Raw genomic sequence first — 18,584 nt, 5'->3', positions numbered from 1 at the left:
GGATCACGCGCTAGCGGAATGGATACATAAATCATGAATGGTGCGCCGCAGCCACTGATGGGCGGGATCATTCTGGAACCGCGGATGCCAGGCCTGAACGATAGGAATGGCATCCAGCTCCACCGGCAGCGGGAAGGCGCGCGTTCTGATCCCCATCGTTTTTACCGCCTGCACGACATGTTCCGGCAACGATAAAATCAGATCGGAATTCCCCAGCGAAAACACGCCGGAATGGAACGTCGGCACCACCAGCGAAATGTGGCGCACGAGGCCCAGTTCTGCGAGCCGCTTATCGATAGGCCCGCGCGCGCGTCCACGCCGGGATACGCTGATCTGCTCATAACGGGTGAATGATTCCGGGGTGATTTCATGGTCGAAAATCGGATGATCTTCACGCGCCAGCCCCATAAAATGCGTGGAAAACAGTGATTGTACGTGAATATCATCCCCCAGCGGACGCATCGCGCTGATGTAAAGATCGACCTTGCCGTCGCGCAGACTGTCTTCGTCGCTACCATTTTCCGGGGTAAAGCGTAAACCGACGTTATGCGCCTCCTGCCGTAAACGGCTGAGCAGGATCCCGCCAAACGCGCTGATAAAAACGTCGTTGGCGTGCAGCGTAAACGTGCGTTCCAGCTGCGATAAATCCACAACCGACTGCGGCTGCAACAGCCGGACGGCCTCGCCCATTATCTGATGTACTTCTTCCCTGAGGGCCAGCGCCCGCGGGGTTGGCACCATTTTTCGCCCGGCCTTGACCAGGATCGGATCGCCAAGCTGATGACGGATACGGGTCAGCGTCCGGCTCATCGCGGGCGCGCTTAAATTCATTCTGCGCGCCGCACCAATCACCGAGCCTTCGTCCAGCAGGGCATCAAGAGCAATAATCAGATTTAAATCAGGGGTTTTCATCATCATTCATATTGGAAACAAGCCGTTACATAACATAGCCAGAAAGGCGCTGGCCGCAAAGTGAAAAACGTAAAAGCATTATAAAGACGCCGTGCGGCCTGATAACTGACTTTCAATCACCCGAGCCGTGCGTGGCACGCAATTGCCATTAACCTCAGGAGGAGATGAAAATCTCCGGGTGCCGTCAGGCAGCGTTAGCCGGAAGCCCCGGATCTTACTTTTAGTCTTTGCCCTTGCCGAAATACGTTCCGCTGTACGGAACGGGCAGGTAATCGTGAAAGAGTTGTCGGAGGGTTTGCTCAGGTTCGATATCGGCGAAAAGATCCGGATACAGCGTTTTCGCCATAAACTCGGTGGCCGCAACGTGCCACGGGCTGAGGTAAAAGTTCTGCCATATCACCGCCGTGTGGCCGTTATGCAGGGCTTTCAGCATGCGCAATCCGTTCTGCTGCGCGGTTAATTGCGCCAGACTTTGCTGTACCATTTCGGGGGAAATGGCCGGACCGAGTTTCAGATCGTCTTTGTCGTTAACGTCGCCCGCACCGGTCGCGATGTAAAATTCCGGCTGCGCCATGATCACGTATTCTTCATTCAGACGACCAAATACTCCGCCGACGGTTTTACTGGCAATGTTGTCGCCACCGGCAAACGTCAGCAATTCGCCGAGACTGCCTTTCACCGCTGTCACACAGCATTCATTGCGGCGCCCCAGATGCAGCTGGAGCAACACCGTGGGTTTGGGGCCCTGGTAGGCTGCCAGCCGGTCGTGTATCACCTGCATATGCGAGCGATAAAACTGCGTGAACGCCTTCGCGCGTTCAGTCTGGTTAAACACTTCACCGAGAATCTCCACGCTGCGGGCGGTATTTTTCAGCAGATGGACACGCAGATCGATTCTCACCACCGGAATGTGCGCCGCTTTCAGCATCCGGAGCAGCCGTAAATCCGCATCGTCGTAGCGCGCCAGGCTCGGCAAAATCACCACGTCAGGTTTCAGCGCCAGCACTTTCTCGGGGTTCATTTCATCAGGCCCGCCGCCGCCCAGCACCGGAATTTTCAGCATCTGCGGGAATTTTTGCGTAAATATCGTCCAGGTCTGGCTGTCGTACCGCTTTAAATCCAGCGGCCAGCCGACAATGCGTTTCACCGGGTCGCCGGTTTCGAGCATTGCCAGCGTATACAACATCCGGCTTTCGCCCAGCACAATACGCTGCGGATTATCGGGGATTTCAACCTGATTCCCGTCGATATCCGTTACCGTTCGCGCCTGCACCGCCACGCTCATCACCGCACTCAGCAGCACCAGCGCGATAAGCGCCGGTCTGAAAAATACCGGCACGCGCAGCGCGCCTTTTTGATTATCACGATCAGAATTCAACACTGGCCTGTACCATCAGATTACGGGTTTCGCCTTCACGCACGCGCAGATTACCGCCGCTGGAGGTGTAATAGTGTTTGTTAAACAGGTTGTTGAGGTTAAGTTTCAACTGCGTTTTCTCGCCGAACAGCGGGTTGTTCCACGCGATAAAACTGTCGGCCACCACATAGTCCGGCATCGTGAAACTGTTCTCCGGATCGCCTGCCCGCGTGCCGACATAACGCGCCCCGCCGCCCACGCGGAAATCACCCGGAATGCCGCTGAACGTCAGATTATGGCTCAGATACAACGCGCCGGAATGGCGTGGCGCATTTTGCAGGCGGTTGCCGTTATTGGCGGAGTTCACGCCGTCATTCACAATTTCGGCATTGTCATAACTGTAATTGGCGCTCACATCCCAGTCCGGCAGCACTTCGCCATTCAGTTCAAATTCAGCGCCGGTGGAACGCGCTTTATCAATCGCCCGCGTTGTGCCGTTAATGCTGAGCGACATGTCGCGTTCGTCAATCCGGTACAGTGCCACGCTGGCAAACAGGCGCGGGGAAATCTGCCATTTGCTGCCCACTTCCCAGTTGGTGCCCTGCTCCGGTTTACCGACATTGCCGTCATCATCCACGTCGGTTGACGGCGTAAAGGATTTGCTGACACTGCTGTAAAGCGAAACATCTGGCGTCAGTTTGTAGATAAGCCCGGCCTGCGGCAGGAATTTGTTGCCTTCACTGTCGAGCGTCTGAACCACCGGATCAAAGCCTTTCGACGCGCGCTGTTCGTAATGCTGATAACGCCCGCCGACCACGGCAATCCAGTCCGACGTCAGCGAAATGCTGTCTTTGGCATAGACCGAACGGCTGTGAATACGGTTCAGGTTATTGCCGTTGGCGGTGTTTTCCGTGGTGCTGTCAGTGACCGGCGAGAGGATGTCGTATTGCGGATCAAAGTAATTGAAGCTGCTGTTCGCCTTGCCCTGATACTGGTGTGCGCGATAGGTCTGATTCATCTCATAATCCGTGCCCAGCACGATATCGTGATTCATCCCCAGAATATCCTGAGAGCCCAGCAAGTCCCACGAAACGTATTTGGTTTTGTGGTTAAAGCCGCGGTTGGCGTCGGCGCGCCGCGTCACTGCGCCGGTGGTCGTGTTGACCGCCGTCACCCTGACTTCATCATTGTTGTAGCGGCGCTGGTTCCAGCCGAGCGTCAGGCGGGTGCTCCAGTCATCGCTGAACTGCCAGTCATAATGGGCGTTCAGCGTTTTATTATGGCCCCAGGCGCGGTTTGCTTTGTCGTCCAGACGGTCTTTATAGTTGATATCAATCGGTTTGCCGTTGATAAATGCCGTGCCGCGATCGTAAGGAATGTCGTAGCGGTAATCGGAATAGCTGATCAGGAAGCTGGATTTTTCGCCATACCATTGCAACGACGGCGCAACCAGCGTGTGTTTATCGCTGCCAAAATTGCGCCAGTAATCCTGATTTTGTTTTTCCGCAATCAGGCGGAATGCAAAACCGTTGCCGAGCGGGCCGGTGACGTCAATCGTGCCCGCGCCGCCACCTTCGCTGGAGGAACGCCCGCTGATTTTGGTGTGCCAGTCGTATTGCGGCTTTTTGCTGACGACGTTGATCACGCCGCCCGGATTCTGAATACCGTACAGCAGCGATGCCGAGCCTTTCAGCACTTCGACGCGCTCGGTGGTAGCATCAAAATTCAGCCCCTGACTGCTGCGCACGCCGTCGCGGTAAATCGAACCGTCGGAGTTCGAACCAAATCCGCGGCGGACAAACCCGTCCTCAGTGCCCGCCAGCGTATTGCCTTCGGTGACGCCGCTGACAAAACGCATCGCGTCCGACAAACTGGAAGCCTGATAATCCTCCAATTGTTGCTGCGTCACTACGCTGACCGACTGCGCTTCATTGAGCCGCGAAGTCGGCGTTTTGCTGGCCACGGAAGTCTCGCTGGCGCTGTAACCCTGCCCGTCTGTTTCCTGTCCGGACACCGTGAGCGTATTGCTGTCCCACGCAGAATAACTGATCCCCGGTGTCAGCAACGCAACACCATAAATAGCGGCCATAATTGCCGGATGGCAATTCCGTTTAAAAGAAATTGTCCTGTTATTATTCATTTCATTACGCCTGATGTTTATTATTTTATTATTTCCGTAAATTCATTCCGGATATTTTAAGAAACCACCCGATTTCGCAGGGAACTATTCCCGCAACTTCCCCATGGGTTATTTCCTGCACGTTCATCGGGTCAAAAAAAACCGCTGTAATGCAATTGATAATCATTCCAACATGTGAAAACGTAGTAGTAAATGAACAATTTTATTTCTCTACTACATTAATCGTTAAAAAAACTCACACAGTTACCGGGTTGAAAATAAAATATAACGAACTGATTTAAAATAATTAAACTTCAAAAAACACCTTCCACAACCTGAACCCTTTCGCCCTGAATCTTGTGAATTGAACCGTTTTCATAGCGGACAAATCACTACATTTGATAAGATAAAATTCCTCTCAGAAGCACTGACGCTTACCCATACACTTTTAAAGCAAAGGGATCGGGTTCATTCCATGGCCGCCACTCCGTTAAAAAAACGTATTGATGTATTTGGTGAACGTTATCGTGCGCGGGCACCCGCACTTTCACCACGCTTACAGGCCGTGGTGAGATATATCTATGACAATCGTGAGACTGTTCTGGAATCCACAGCATTAGAAATTGCTGCCGCAACGGAAACCTCGGATGCCACCGTGATCCGCGCAATTCAGGCATTAGGGTTTGCCGGTTTGCGTGATATGAAAAAAACGCTGGAAGCGTGGCTCGGCACGGCGATTAATTCAGAAGAAAAGATGATCACGACGGTCAGCGAGCTGGCCTGCGATATTAATTCCGGTATCGATTTCGTTCTCGATGGCCATAAACGTGCGTGCGATACGCTTTCGGAACCCGGCAACCGGCAGGCGATGTCTGAAGCCGTCGCGTTGCTGATTGGCGCGCGTCAGGTGGGGCTTTTTGGCATTAATGCCTCGGGAATTCTGGCGGATTACAGCGCGCGGCTTTTCAACCGCATTGGCATTCCGGCCGTTTCGCTTAACCGTTCCGGCGTCGCGCTGGCGGAACAGCTGATCAGCCTGCAACGTGGCGATGTGCTGATTATGATGGCGCAAAAAAACGCGCACAAAGAAGGAACGACCACGGTTCGCGAGGCAAAACGTCTGGGGATCCCGATCATTTTGCTGACGCACGCCACGGAATCTTTCTTCGCCAAAGAAGCGACTCTCGTGATCAACGTGCCACGCGGCGGCGAAAATGGCCGGATGCCGCTGCATGGCACCGTGCTGGTTTGTCTGGAAATGCTGATATTATCGGTCGCATCCGCCACATCCTCCCGCACGGTCAAAACCATGACCCGCATTCAGGATTTATACCGGACACTGAAACCGTCAAACAAGAAGTGAGGCGTTATGATCGGCGTTTTTGGCCATCTCAACCCGGACAGTGACACTATTTGCAGCGCGCTGGTCACCGCCGCCTGGCTTAACGAGTAGAAAGGCCTTCACCACGGTGAAGGCCTTGTGTTTCGGACGATAGCAGCAACGGCAAATCAGGTACGGATTTGCGCCCACCACAGCCGCGCTTTCATTCCCCGGTAAGAAGTCCAGCCGGTCGTTGTGGCAATCACCTGCCCTTTATCAATGACAACGAACGTCGGGGTGACGCCAATATCCCACTGTGCCGACAAATCGCCGCGGGCATCGTTAATCACCGGCATGTGAATGCCCTTCCCGTGCAGATAACGCTCCAGCGTGGCGTTATCCCCTGAACGTAATGCCACGGTCAGGACGTTCTCCCCTTCTTCTGCCAGCCGGGAAACAGAAGGTGTGGTCATTTTGCACACGCCGCACCACGTTGCCCAGAAATAAACCAGCAGCGGGCGCTTCTGACTTTGTTGGCTGAGCGTCACGGACTGATTGCTGAGGGTCTGCAACGGCTGGCTGCCAAAACTGGCCGGTGCCTGCGGCGCGCGCAGAAAATCCATTCCCAGCATCACGACCAAAATCAGCACGACGAAAATCGCCCCTTCGCGCACCCCGCGTTTAAGCCTGATCATGTTTTGCCTTCGCCAGTTGTTCCTTCACGACTTTCTGCAAATCCTCCCGGGAGATGGCACCCGCAATCAGCTGATCGCCAATGATCGTCGCAGGCGTTCCCTGAATGCCCAATACCTCGGCGATTTCCACATTGGTTTTCAGTTCAAGATAACTGGCGGGCGTCACGCGGATGGGTTCCAGTCCGGCATATTTCACCGCCTCGAGCGCACTGGCTTCATCATGCTGCCCTTTTTTAGACATCAGCCGCTGGTGTACCACCAGAAACTTTTCCGGATGCTGCTCCCAGACCGTCATCGCCGCACGACCGGCAATAATGGAGCTCGCGCCGCGAAAAGGCAGCAGTTTAATCACCACTTTGATATCTGGATTTTCTTTCGCGACTTTTTCCAGCATCGGATCAAACTGCTTGCAGTAAGGACAGTTGTAATCGGTGAAGGACACAATGGTCAGCCGGGGGTTTTTCGCGCCAAACCACGGCGAGGCCGGGTTGTTAAACAGCGTATCTTCCGGCGTCATCGCCAGAACCACCGGAGAAATCACCATCATCATAATCAGCATTAACGTTTTCATTATCGGGCTCCACGGGCATCTTCCAGCCCCTGTAATACGGCGTCACGGGTAAGCAACGGCGATAAGATTTCACCGGCAGGATTGTGCGGACCATAAATTTGATTAAACGGCACGGCGACGCTGCCGCGTTTTTGCAGGAAGTCATTGATCGGTTTTGACGGCAACGTCCAGTCACCGCGCAGGGCCACAACGTCGTTTTCCGTCAGGGCTTTCTGCACATCTTCGCGCATCAGTACGTTGTATTTGTTGGCTTTACAGGTCACACACCAGTCGGCGGTGACATCCACAAAGACCACTTTATTTGCCGCCAGCGCGGTCTGAATCGCCTCTTCGGACAAGGGTTGCCAGGCAATATCATCGCGCAGTGGCTTCCCGCCTGTGCCTGAAAAGTGCGAGGCCATGACGATCACGGCACCGGCCAGAAGCGCGCCCGCCCCCGCAGTTAACGCCGAATTACGCAAGCCATAGCGGCGCAGGGAGAAGGCGAACAGCATCACCAGCAAGACACCCGCCAGCACGGCGACCGTCAGCGCAGAGAAATGGTTTTGCATCAGACTGAGCAACCAGAGACAGGCCGACAGCATCAGCGCGCCGAGGAAAAGCCGCAGCCTTAGCATCCAGCGCCCCGGCCGCGGCAGACACATCGCCAGCCCCGGCCACAGGGCAATCATCAGCCACGGCAGACTCATGCCGATGCCCAGCATCAGGAACAGCCCCCACAGAACCGGCAGCGGTGCGGCCAGCGCGAATGCCACCGCCGTGCCGAGAAACGGCGCGGAACAGGGCGTCGCCAGCAGCGTGGCAAAAGCGCCTTCAGCGAAGTGTCCGCTGAGACCGGAACGCTGATGCGTCGCCAGACGGGTGGTCATCTTTGAGGGCAGATTAATTTCAAACAACCCCAGCAGATTGGCGGTAAATACGGCCGTGACCAGCACCATCAGCCCGATAAACCACGGACTCTGAAACTGAATGCCCCAGCCCAGCGTCTGATGGGTGTAACGGAGCAGCGTCATCAGCAACGCCAGCGCCAGAAACGAGGTGATAATCCCGCCCGATGACGCCAGAAACTGCACGCGAATGCTTTTCCGGTTGCGCTGTTCCACCTGCAAAATACTGCCGAGTTTCATGCCCAGCACCGGCAGAACGCAGGGCATAAGATTGAGAATGAAACCACCGGCCAGTGCCATCAGCGCCACCTGCCAGAGTGCGATAACGCCCGGCGCGCCGGCAGAAAGCGGGCTCACTTTCAGGTAATTTTGCTGCGCCAGACCATTGTCACTCAACACGATACTCAGCGTTTTGCCCGTGATATCCGCCGCCTTATCGCCCCATTCGTCGGTCACGGGCAGCGTGAACCGCGCCAGTTGCCCGTCCACTTTCACCACCGGCTTGCCCAGCGAACTGCCTTCCAGCGTGTCGGTAAACACTTGCGGATTTTGCCAGCCCTGCCCGCGGTGAGCGATGATCTGCAATACGCCGGGGCGATATCCCGCCGTCACGCTGTCTGTCAGCCCTTCAGCTATCGGCACTTTACCCATTGCCGCGGCGAACTCGCGTGCGAATTCTGCGCTGTCCGTACTGGAACTGAGATCCAGACTGAAAGGATAGTCGGTGAGAATGCACACGTTGCTGCACACCGGCAGTGTCAGCGTTCCGGCAATTGTGCCCGGCACTTCACCGCTGAGGATGACGGGCAGCGTGACTTCATCGTGATAGCCCTGGGTGGTGATGCCCGCGACATCAAAACGTGCGGGCGTCGGCCAGTACCCTGTAGCCTGTTGCGCCGTGACCGGTTTTTGCCATTCGACAGACGGTGAAATGCCGCCTTCCCCCGGCGAACGCCAGTAGGTTTTCCAGCCTTTTTCGAGGCTGACAGAAATCAGCAACCGGGTTTCTTCTTCAGAAGAATCGGCAGACTGCGCCTGTAAGCGCACTTTCGCGTGGGTATTTTGCGGGCTTTGCAGCCAGCCGGTGTCGGCAGCATATCCGGTATGCAGCCAGAGCATCAGTAAGCAGCCAGCGGCCACCCTGAATAAATTTCGCATCGATTTTCTCCAAAAATAAAAAAGTCACATCCTGATGAAAAACAGGCGTGTTTTATTCCCGGAGTTTTTATTCCCGAAATACACAGAGCCGCAAATGCACCCGCAGGCGCGGCACGGGGACGGCCTCCGGCACAAGCAGGCGGATCGCCGCCAGATTGCCGCGTGACAAAAAGGCCAGCAACAGGCTCAGCGCCAGAAACGCAAATTCTAAGAGGAGAGGAGGAACAGAAAGCAGCGATTTGCTGCTGAGCTCGCAGGGAGCGGGAATTTTAGCGATTTCAGAAGTCGTGGATGACGCCTGCGCCGTCGCCGTTTCCTGATGCACGATTGCGGACAGCGCATTCAGCCCGGCGATGCGCTGCGTCATACACGTCAGTATGACCAGACAGGCCAGGCAAAAATAGAGCAGTGCTGAACGCCGTTGTTTATTCACATTTCCCTCGCAAGCAGGCCGCCATTCTAACGGCCACTCAAACATTCACAAGATGTATGAATCATGAATTACAAGAATTTACGCTCAATAATCTGCGCTGCGTGACTCGTTTAGCCGTCAGGCACGTGCCACCGGGACATCGCTCAGACGGGTAGTCCATGCAGGGGATAACATCTCGCGCTTCATCTGCCAGTCCCGCGAGATCCCCTGCCCGGCGAACCACAGCGTCCCTTTTCCTTTATCATTGATTTTATCGAAGAGCGTCATTAGCGCATCGCTGTTGGCACGCGGCGCGCGCTCATCAAATAAGTGCAACTGGGACACGCCCTGACTGAAAAAATCCCCCAGCATTACGCCCGCTTTCTGATACCGGTGCCCTTCTTTCCAGATATCATCCAGACACTTTGTTGCAGCGAAGATAATGTCGCGGGTGTCCTGAGTGGGCGTAATCAGCCGGGTACTCGCCAGATTTCCATAGTAAATCTCCCCTTCCGCGAACGGGCTGGTTTTGACAAAGACGGAAATCTGCCGGCAAAACTGATGCTCTGCGCGCAGCTTTTCAGAAGCCCGCGTGGCGTAATAACAGATGGCTTCACGCATTTCCTGATACGCCGTCACCCGCGTGCCGAAAGACCGCGAGCAAACAATTTCCTGTTTGGCGGGCGCAAATTCGTCAAAGCCTAAACAAGGTTCGCCGCGCAGCTCGCGCACGGTGCGTTCCATCACTACATTAAAATTCTTCCGGATAAACCACAGGTCGCATTCGGCAAGCTGGAGCGCCGTTTTAATCCCGGCGTCATTCAGTTTTTTCGATATCCGCCGCCCCACGCCCCAGACCTCTTCGACCGGTACATACGACATCAGCTTTTTCTGACGAACCGGATCAGAGAGATCGATAACGCCCTGACTTTTTGTCCATTTTTTTGCCGCGAAATTGGCGAGTTTTGCCAGCGTTTTCGTCGGCGCAATGCCGACGCCAAGGGTCAGCCGCGTATGTTGTTTCACCGTGTCCCTGATTTCCTTGCCGAAGCTTTCTAAATCGAGATCCCCCGGCAACCGGCTGAGATCGAGAAAGGCCTCATCGATGCTATAGATTTCGATTTTCGGACATAACGCGCCCAGCGTCTCCATCACCCTGTGGCTCATATCGCCGTAAAGTTCATAATTGCTGCTGAAAACCACCACGTTATGTTGCTGAAAAAGTGCCCTTTGTTTGAAGTACGGCGCGCCCATTTTGATTTTGAGCTTCTTCGCTTCCGCCGAAAGCGCAATCACGCAGCCATCATTATTGGACAACACCACGACCGGTTTGCCTTGCAGGTCAGGGCGCCAGGCGACTTCACAACTGGCGTAGAACGAGTTCACATCAGCGAGTGCGTACATTGCGATGCATCGTGCTGATAACGGTGGTGACAACGCCGACAATCTCGACTTGCCGGTCTTCATTCAGCGGAATAGGCGCGTAGGACGGGTTTTCAGCCCGCAGATGAGGATACGGATGGAGCATCAGTCGTTTCACCGTAAATTCTCCGTCCAGACTGGCGACAACGATATCGTTGTGAGCCGGTTTCAGGCTGAAATCGACCAGCAACATTGAGCCATCGATGATCGCCGCGTCCCGCATGGAATCGCCGGAGACTTTAAGCACATAGGTAGAAGAAGGATGCGCAATCAGGTGCGCCACCAGATCGATACCCTTCTCCACATAGTCCGCCGCCGGGCTGGGGAAACCCGCTGCAATAGGGTTTAAATACAACGGGATATCCGTTTTTTGCTGCCGTGCGGCGATTTTGTAAAGCATCATGAGTGGAGTTCCTGCAAACATACTGTATTTATATACAGTATAGTTAATCAGGTGCTCAGATCAATGGCTGCCAGCACAGATCAGCAGGCCCCGCGCCGCCTGCGCGACTATCGTGTTGATCTCGCAGAGAAGAAATTTTGGCGATTTTAAATGCGTCAGATGGAATTTCCGCAAGCGGCCGCCCTCACCTTCTCCCGCTGCATAATCAGGCTCAGCGCAGCCGGAAGCAGCGTAAGCGTGACGAAAGTGGCGACAATTAACCCGCCGATAATCGCGTAAGCCATCGGCCCCCAAAATACCTGTTCGGCGATCGGCAGCATCCCCAGTATTGCCGCGCAGGCCGTCAGCAATATAGGTCTTGAACGGTGCCCGGCGGCGGTCTTGATGGCGTCATCACGGCCCATCCCGGCGATAACGTTATTATCCACTTCGCTGATCAGGATCACCGCGTTGCGGATAATCATTCCCGCCAGCGCGATAATCCCCAGCAGGGCGACAAAACCCATCGGCGTGCCGGTGGGCAACATCGCCAGCACAATGCCGATAAGGCCGAACGGAGCCATGAATAAGGCCAGTAGCATGCGCGAAAAACGCTGCAACTGGATCATCAGCAGGATCAGCATCACGCACAACGTGACCGGCAGCACGGCATACACCGAACCGTTGCCTTTATCTGACTCCGCCACTACGCCGCCCTCCTCGATTTTATATCCGGAAGGCATCGCCGCACGGATACGCGAAACCCGCGGCGCGAGCTGCTGCGATACGGTTTCAGCATGCAGCCCCGGCGCTAAATCCGTCTGAACGGTAATGAACGGCAGCCGCTGGCGACGCCACACAACCGGATCGTCAATCCCCCAGACCGGTGTCGCGACCTGACTTATCGGGATTTTTTGCCCCGTTGCGGTGGTGATCATCAGGCCCGACAGCGTGGTGATATCCTGACGCTCGCGGTTATTCGCCCGCAGAACAACATCAATCAGCCGGTTTTTATCCCGGACGGTGGTGACGACGCTGCCTGACCAGACGGTGTTAAGCAAAGCCGCAAGACTTTCCGAAGAAACGCCTGCCGCACGCGCTGCCGTCTGATTCACCCGCAGCGTTATTACCCGCTCGGGCTCTCCGGCGGTCAGATTCACTTCGCGCGTAACCGGAACCTCACCCAGCGTGGCAGCGAGATGTTGGGCGATCTGTCTGACCTGCGCATAGTCCGGGCCGCTGACGCGATATTTTACCGGCCACCCGACCGGCGGGCCGAGTTCCAGCGGGGAAACGCGCGTGGTGATGTCGCTGAAATCACGGGCTAAAATGGCCTCAAGCTGTGCGCGAAGCTTGTCACGGTCTTCCAGATTTTTGGCGACAATGACCAGCTGCGCCGTATTCTCGTTATCCAGTAACACATCCATCGGCAGATAAAAGCGCGCAGCCCCCGATCCGACATAATCCGAATAGTGATCGACATTCCGGTTACCTTGCAGCGCACGTTCCAGGCGTTCAGTTTGCCGCGCGGTTTCTGTCCAGGAAGCATTCGCGGGAAGCGTGAGACTCACCAGTAATTCCGGCCGGTCGGAGGCGGGGAAGAATTCCCCCTGCATAAACGTCGTCGCATACATCGCCATCGCCAGCAACAGACAGGCAATACTCAGCGTGCCCCACCGGTGAAGCAGCACATAATTCAGCAGACGCAGGTAGAAACGCATTAACCGGCCACGCTTTTCACCGTGCGATGCAAGCTTTGCGGGTAAAATCCACGTCCCGATCAGCGGCGAAAAAAGAATGGCGACCACCCAGGAACACAGCAACGCGATAAGCACCACGGCGAACAGGGAGTAACAATATTCACCGGCGCTTGAGGCCGCGAAGCCCACCGGAATAAAACCGGCAATCATCACCAGTGTGCCGGTAAGCATCGGGAATGCCGTCGTTTCAAAAGCGTAGGTGGCGGCGCGCCAGGCCGGATCTCCCGCCTCGATACGCGACACCATCGCTTCAACGGTGATCATCGCGTCATCCACCAGTAACCCGAGCGCAATGATCAGCGCGCCCAGAGAAATGCGCTGTAACCCGATTCCCGCCAGCATCATGCCGATGAACGTCATGGCCAGAACCACCGGAATGGCCGCCGCCACAACCAGCCCGGCGCGGGTGCCGAGTGAAACAAAAGAGACGGCTAATACAATGAAAACGGATTCAATCAGCACCCGGATAAAGCTGCTGACGGCCTGTGAAACCACCGCTGACTGATCGGCCACTTTGACCATTTCAATGCCGTGCGGGAGGCGCGTGCGGATGTCCGCCATCCGGTCATTGAGCGCTTTGCCAAAGGACAGCATATTTCCAGCGGAAGCCATAGAAATCGCCAGCCCGATAGCGGGTTGCCCGTTAACACGAAATTCTGGTGCAGGCGGCTCGGCATCCTGACGGCTTATCGTCGCGATATCCGTCAGCGGAATGTAGCGCCCGGCGATGTGCAGCGTCACCGCCTGCAAACTTTGCTCAGACGTCAGGGAGCCGCTTACGCGCAGGGCGATATTTTCACGATCGCTGCGCAAAACACCCGCAGGTTCGACCGCATTTTGCGCTTTCAGGGCGTCGGTGACCTGCTGCAAATCAATGCCCATCCCGGCGAGCTGCGCGGGCGAAAACGCAATCACAATGTTTTCTTCCTGAATGCCCAGCAGGCGGGTTTTGCCGATGTCCGGCAGCGACATCAGGCTGCGGCTGATATCTTCCACGCGGTCGCGCAGTTCACGCGGCGAGTAACCCTCAGCGGTAAACCCATAAATCGTGCCAAACGTATCATCGAACTCATCGTTGACCGACGGCCCCTGCACGCCTGCGGGCAGCGACGGGGCGATATCCTGCATTTTTTTACGCACCTGATACCAGATGCCTGCAACCTGTGCGGGCGGCGTATCATCACGCAAGTTAACGAAAATCACCGATTGCCCGGCGCGGGTCTCGCTCTCAACGAAATCAAGATACTGGATTTCCTGAAGTTTTTTCTCCAGCGTATCCGTGATCAGATTGACCGTATCCGCCACGCTGGCACCCGGCCAGCTTGCAGAGACTACCGCCGTTTTAATGGTAAACGCCGGATCTTCGTTGCGCGGCAGTTGCTCATAACTGAAGACACCGGCGGCCATGAGCAGAAGCATAAAAAAGGTGATCAGCGGCTGATGTGCCAGCGCCCAGGCGGAGAGATTGAACCGGTGTACGGGAGTGGACGGCTTCATTCGCTGCCTTCCCCCAGCGTCACTTTTTCGCCATTGCGCAGTTTACTCACACCGGCAATCACGACCGTTTCGCCGGGACTCAGGCCAGCCGAAATAAAGATTTCTTTGGTGCTGTAACGCGCTAAAACCACCGGTTGCAGGTGCAACGTCAGCGTTTTGGTATTCACGATAAAAATGGCGGGCTGGCCACCGGCGCGGGTCAGCGCTGACGCAGGCAGTGCGATCGCCGTCTGGCCTGAAGCAGGGAGAATGAGCTGAATGCTGGCCCCCAGCGCCATGGCGGGCGGCGGGTTATCGAGCGTGATACGAACACGCCATGTCCGGGTTTGCGGATCGGCCTGCGGGCTGATATCCCGTAAATGCCCCGGCGCGATCACTGAAGAGCCGGACAGTAACGAAACGCTAAAAACAGCGCCCGCCTGTGCCGGAATCGCCTGCGGATCGGCGACATCAAACACCGCATCACGCCCGCCGCCCGAGGCCAGCGTCACAATCTGTTGCCCGGCGCTGACCACCTGCCCGACCGAGGCGCTGACCTGCGTCACGACGCCGTCCGCCGGTGCGGTCAGTTGTGCCCAGGAGAGATTTTCACGTGCGTTTTTCAGCGCATCTTCACTGCTCTGACGCCGCGCGCGGGCCGCCTGCCAGTCGGATTGTGCGCTATCCAGCTGCGTGCGGGCGATAGCACCGCCCGGCATCAGCAGCTTCATGCGACGGAGATTCAGCGCAGCCAGCTGTTCCGCCGCGCGGGCGCTGTCCAGCTCGGCCTGCGCGCTGTTGAGCTGGTTGCGGCGGGTGGCACTTTCCTGCGTCGCGACAATCTGCCCGGCCGCCACACGATCACCGACATCGACCTGACGGGTGAGGATCCTGCCGTCCAGCCGGAAACCCAGCGCCACCTCTTCGCGGGCGCGGATTTCACCTGTCTGGATAACCGTGCCGGAGGCTGAAGGAAGCGGCGCAATCACCACGCGCACCGGCCTTGCGGGTACTACGGGCTGACGGGATTTATCGCCACACCCCGCCAGCACGACGACAACTATCAGCAGACAGGCGGCGGGAAGAAAGGGCAGCAGACGCCCAGCAGCACATAAATGGCGCACGCCGTGGCGGGCATAATCCGTAAAAGTAGCGGTCATGACAGACTTCCTGAATTGAGATACCGCTATTCAATCCGCTCACTGTCCAGATTCCCGAGATATTTCATCAAGGAACCGTCAAGAACCGCTTATTTATTTTCCCGCTTCCGGCTGAGGCAAACTGACCGTGATAACCAGCCCGCCCTGTTCTTTCAGCAAAGCCCGGATGCCGCCGCCATGGGCTTCACATATCGCACGGGCAATGGATAGCCCCAGCCCGCTGCCCCCGGAGTGCCGGGCGCGGGAAGATTCTGCCCGGCTGAAGCGTTCAAACATTACCGGCAGAAAACCCGCATCGACACCCGGCCCGTGATCCCGAAACGCAATCTCCACGCCGCCTTCACTGTGCGAAATTGCGATATCCAGCCGGTGGCCTTCCTGCGCATAACGCAGCGCATTTTCCATCAGAATAGTGAAGACCTGCCCGAGACGGAACGGATCCCCGACATAAGGACAGGGGATATCGGGAGTCACGGTGATGTCAAAACCGGCTTCCGCTAGCTGCGGCCTGAGCCAGGCCACGCGCTCGCGCAGCAGTTCAGCCAGATCCAGAGATGTTTTATGAAGATTCAGCTGACCGGCGTCCGCCAGCGAAAGCAAATGCAGTTCGTCAATCAGCCGGTTCAGATGCAAAAGCTGTTTCATGACCATCTGTAACTGACGCGGCTCCGGCTGAAATACGCCATCAAGCATCCCCTGTAACCGCCCTACCGCCGCCGTCAGCGGCGAACGCAGCTCGTGCGCCATCGCGACATGCGACGCCCGCAGTTCCCGCTCATAGCGGGAAAGTTGCAGCATCATGGCGTTGAAATCATCGGTAAACTGGATAAGTTCAGACGGGGCATTTTTCACCGCTTCAGCCCGTGTATTGAAATCCCCTTTCGTGACCGAACGGGCCACCTGCGCCAGACGGCTGAACTGCGACGAAAGCGGGCGCGCGGCTTTTAAACCCAAAAGCGCGATAAAAGGGATCACCACGACCACCAGAATGCCGACCATCATCCAGTCGGCAGAAGCAATCGAAGGATCCGAATAGCGCGCGCCCCAGCCCTGATCCACAATCTCATGAAACCGCGCCAGATTAAGCTCAGGGTTACTGCGCAGCACCTCAAATTCAGCCCGCATTGCCGGGGACATGTGGTGCAACACCCAAAGATTTTCGATGACAAAGCGCAGCCACATGCACAGCGCAATCAGGATCACGCTGCCGATTGCCAGCGTCAGGATACGGACACAAATCCAGCGCCAGAGGGACTGATAATGTGGGCCACTCATGGTTGCCTGAACCGGTAACCGACGCCACGCACGTTGACCAGCACGTTGACGATCCCCGCAGATTCCAGCTTTTTACGCAGGTTATAAACGTGCGTATCAACGACCCTTTCCAGCGCCTCGCTTTCCGGCAGGCAATGTTCAAGCAGATATTGCCGCGAGAACGGACGCGTCGGAGCGCGCATTAATGTGCTCAGCACACCGAACTCTGTTGGTGTTAGATCCAGATAGCGCGGTTCACCTGAGGCTGACCGGACAGCGGCGGTGAGGGCATCGGTATCAACATCAAGCCCCTGCCAGCACAACACGGAAGACACAGCCTCTGAGCCGGAAATCACCCGCCGGAGTACAGCCTGCACCCGCGCCACCACTTCGCCAGGGTTGTAGGGTTTGACAACATAATCATCAGCCCCGAACCGCAGCGCACCAATTTTGTCAGGCATATCGCCCATTGCCGTCACCATGATCACCGGAACGCGGCTTTCGCGGCGGATTGACGCCAGAACGTCCGTCCCTCTTATTCCCGGCAACATCACATCCAGCAGAATAAGATCAGGCTTCCAGCGCTGCGCATTCTCCAGCCCGGATAGCCCGTCTCCCGCAATCTGCACCTCATAACCTTCACGTTTCAAATACGCATCAAGAACATCCGCCGCATCGACGTCGTCTTCAATGATCAGGATCCGTTTTGTTTGCATGTCTGCCGCCTTGACTGTTTCTTCATAAATCCCAGACAGTTTATTGACACTGCCTCTGCATACTCCGGTTTTCGGCGCGGCTGCAATCCGCTACGAACCATACGGTTGGGTGATGAGGAGTCACAATGATATCCAGAAAACTTATGCTGCACATTACCTGTTTCACGCTGTCCGCAACAGCGTGGCAGGCACAGGCCGGTGACGATGCGTCAGCGGAAACGTTTACGGTCGGGATGGGCGCACAAAGCGCCCCGCGTTACAGCGGATCAGATCAGCGTCACTGGCTGGCGGGGCCGGTCATTCAGGCGCGGGACAACGCGTTTTTCTTCGACTCCCTGAAAGACGTGGGGTATGACTTACAGGCAGATAACGGCCTGTATCTTGAACATACGCTGGGGTTCAGCCTGGGCCGGGCGGACAGAAATTCCACCTGGCGTGATGGTTCAAATAAACTCAAAGGCATGGGAAATATCGATGCAGCCGTCAATACCGCCATCGCGGTGGGCTGGTCTGCCACGCCGTGGCTTTCATTTGAAGGCAAAGCCACCCTGCCGCTGAGCGACGGGCAAGGCGTACACTATCAGACATCCGTCACGCTCCTGCCCGTGCAAAATAACGCTGACACCGTTGCACTCCAGTCCGCGACACTTTTTGGTGACCGGCGTTACATGAATACCTTCTATGGCGTGAGCCAGAAACAAAGCGAACGCACGGATTTCGCGCCTTATCAGGCGGCCGGGGGTTTTTATGGCGTGGACAGCAGTCTGACGTGGAGTCACCAGTTCACGCCACACTGGGGCAGCGTCGTCAGTGTAGATTACGCCTGGCTGAGCGATCACGCCGGTAAAAGCCCGATCGTTGACCAGCGCGGCGGGACCACGCTGAATCTTGGCGTGCTTTATACTTTTTAAGCATTCCCGCCGCGCAAACCCGAATTTCAAAACCGTGATCCGCTGCAAAAACACCTGCACTGAGTTTTGTT

The 18,584-nt window shown here is 56.2% G+C and carries 15 protein-coding genes; 2 read left to right on the top strand and 13 right to left on the bottom strand.

The features are described 5' to 3' along the window. Nucleotides 1-3 precede the first annotated feature (3 nt). The 3 genes from GW579_RS16390 to GW579_RS16380 all read right to left on the bottom strand — a co-directional run bounded on the left by GW579_RS16390 (nt 4) and on the right by GW579_RS16380 (nt 4,409). Nucleotides 4-918, bottom strand: a complete 915-nt coding sequence (locus GW579_RS16390; protein ID WP_307803460.1) for a LysR family transcriptional regulator — start codon at nt 916-918, stop codon at nt 4-6. 214 nt (nt 919-1,132) lie between these two features. Next, nucleotides 1,133-2,197, bottom strand: a complete 1,065-nt coding sequence (locus GW579_RS16385; RefSeq protein ID WP_165060574.1) for an ABC transporter substrate-binding protein — start codon at nt 2,195-2,197, stop codon at nt 1,133-1,135. Nucleotides 2,198-2,279: 82 nt separating this feature from the next. Further along, nucleotides 2,280-4,409, bottom strand: a complete 2,130-nt coding sequence (locus tag GW579_RS16380) for a TonB-dependent siderophore receptor (RefSeq protein WP_165060248.1) — start codon at nt 4,407-4,409, stop codon at nt 2,280-2,282. A gap of 454 nt (nt 4,410-4,863) precedes the next feature. Here GW579_RS16380 and GW579_RS16375 point away from each other — a divergent pair, with 454 nt between their 5' ends. Continuing rightward, nucleotides 4,864-5,751 carry a MurR/RpiR family transcriptional regulator gene (locus GW579_RS16375; RefSeq protein ID WP_152323820.1) on the top strand — a complete coding sequence of 296 codons (888 nt, stop codon included), beginning with the start codon at nt 4,864-4,866 and terminating at the stop codon, nt 5,749-5,751. Between the two features lie 146 nt (nt 5,752-5,897). Here GW579_RS16375 and GW579_RS16370 read toward each other — a convergent pair whose 3' ends face one another. The 10 genes from GW579_RS16370 to GW579_RS16325 all read right to left on the bottom strand — a co-directional run bounded on the left by GW579_RS16370 (nt 5,898) and on the right by GW579_RS16325 (nt 17,602). Then, nucleotides 5,898-6,404 (bottom strand): protein disulfide oxidoreductase, encoded by a 507-nt coding sequence (locus GW579_RS16370; RefSeq protein ID WP_165060246.1) that lies wholly within the window; start codon nt 6,402-6,404, stop codon nt 5,898-5,900. Continuing rightward, nucleotides 6,391-6,975, bottom strand: coding sequence for a DsbA family protein (locus GW579_RS16365; protein WP_165060243.1), 585 nt, complete (start codon nt 6,973-6,975; stop codon nt 6,391-6,393). Before GW579_RS16365 ends, GW579_RS16370 begins: the two co-directional genes overlap by 14 nt. Beyond that, nucleotides 6,975-9,020, bottom strand: a complete 2,046-nt coding sequence (locus GW579_RS16360; protein ID WP_165060240.1) for a protein-disulfide reductase DsbD family protein — start codon at nt 9,018-9,020, stop codon at nt 6,975-6,977. Before GW579_RS16360 ends, GW579_RS16365 begins: the two co-directional genes overlap by 1 nt. 67 nt (nt 9,021-9,087) lie before the next feature. Continuing rightward, a complete protein-coding gene (locus GW579_RS16355) occupies nt 9,088-9,453 on the bottom strand; it encodes a copper resistance protein (RefSeq protein WP_152323816.1) in 366 nt (121 codons plus the stop codon). A gap of 117 nt (nt 9,454-9,570) precedes the next feature. Further along, complete coding sequence (gene umuC / locus GW579_RS16350) at nt 9,571-10,836, bottom strand: translesion error-prone DNA polymerase V subunit UmuC (protein ID WP_165060237.1); 1,266 nt, start codon at nt 10,834-10,836, stop codon at nt 9,571-9,573. Beyond that, on the bottom strand, nt 10,820-11,257 hold the full coding sequence (gene umuD / locus GW579_RS16345) for a translesion error-prone DNA polymerase V autoproteolytic subunit (protein WP_152323814.1): 438 nt from the start codon (nt 11,255-11,257) through the stop codon (nt 10,820-10,822). The genes umuC and umuD overlap by 17 nt, the downstream gene beginning before the upstream one ends. A 155-nt stretch (nt 11,258-11,412) precedes the next feature. Further along, the gene (locus tag GW579_RS16340; RefSeq protein ID WP_165060220.1) at nt 11,413-14,493 is read right to left on the bottom strand and encodes an efflux RND transporter permease subunit; all 3,081 of its coding nucleotides are present in this window, start codon (nt 14,491-14,493) and stop codon (nt 11,413-11,415) included. Continuing rightward, nucleotides 14,490-15,632: an efflux RND transporter periplasmic adaptor subunit gene (locus GW579_RS16335; RefSeq protein ID WP_165060217.1), complete on the bottom strand. Its 1,143-nt coding sequence runs from the start codon at nt 15,630-15,632 to the stop codon at nt 14,490-14,492. The genes GW579_RS16340 and GW579_RS16335 overlap by 4 nt, the downstream gene beginning before the upstream one ends. Nucleotides 15,633-15,725: 93 nt before the next feature. Beyond that, nucleotides 15,726-16,907: a sensor histidine kinase gene (locus tag GW579_RS16330; RefSeq protein WP_152323811.1), complete on the bottom strand. Its 1,182-nt coding sequence runs from the start codon at nt 16,905-16,907 to the stop codon at nt 15,726-15,728. After that, nucleotides 16,904-17,602, bottom strand: coding sequence for a response regulator (locus GW579_RS16325; protein ID WP_152323810.1), 699 nt, complete (start codon nt 17,600-17,602; stop codon nt 16,904-16,906). The genes GW579_RS16330 and GW579_RS16325 overlap by 4 nt, the downstream gene beginning before the upstream one ends. Before the next feature lie 125 nt (nt 17,603-17,727). Here GW579_RS16325 and GW579_RS16320 point away from each other — a divergent pair, with 125 nt between their 5' ends. After that, nucleotides 17,728-18,513: a MipA/OmpV family protein gene (locus tag GW579_RS16320; protein WP_165060214.1), complete on the top strand. Its 786-nt coding sequence runs from the start codon at nt 17,728-17,730 to the stop codon at nt 18,511-18,513. The last annotated feature ends 71 nt before the right edge of the window (nt 18,514-18,584 follow it).

It is taken from the genome of Rahnella contaminans (genome assembly GCF_011065485.1).
Classification (GTDB): Bacteria; Pseudomonadota; Gammaproteobacteria; order Enterobacterales; family Enterobacteriaceae; genus Rahnella; species Rahnella contaminans.
The sequence above is the reverse complement of the archived record's forward strand: the minus strand, read 5'-3'. Positions and strand labels throughout refer to the sequence as shown.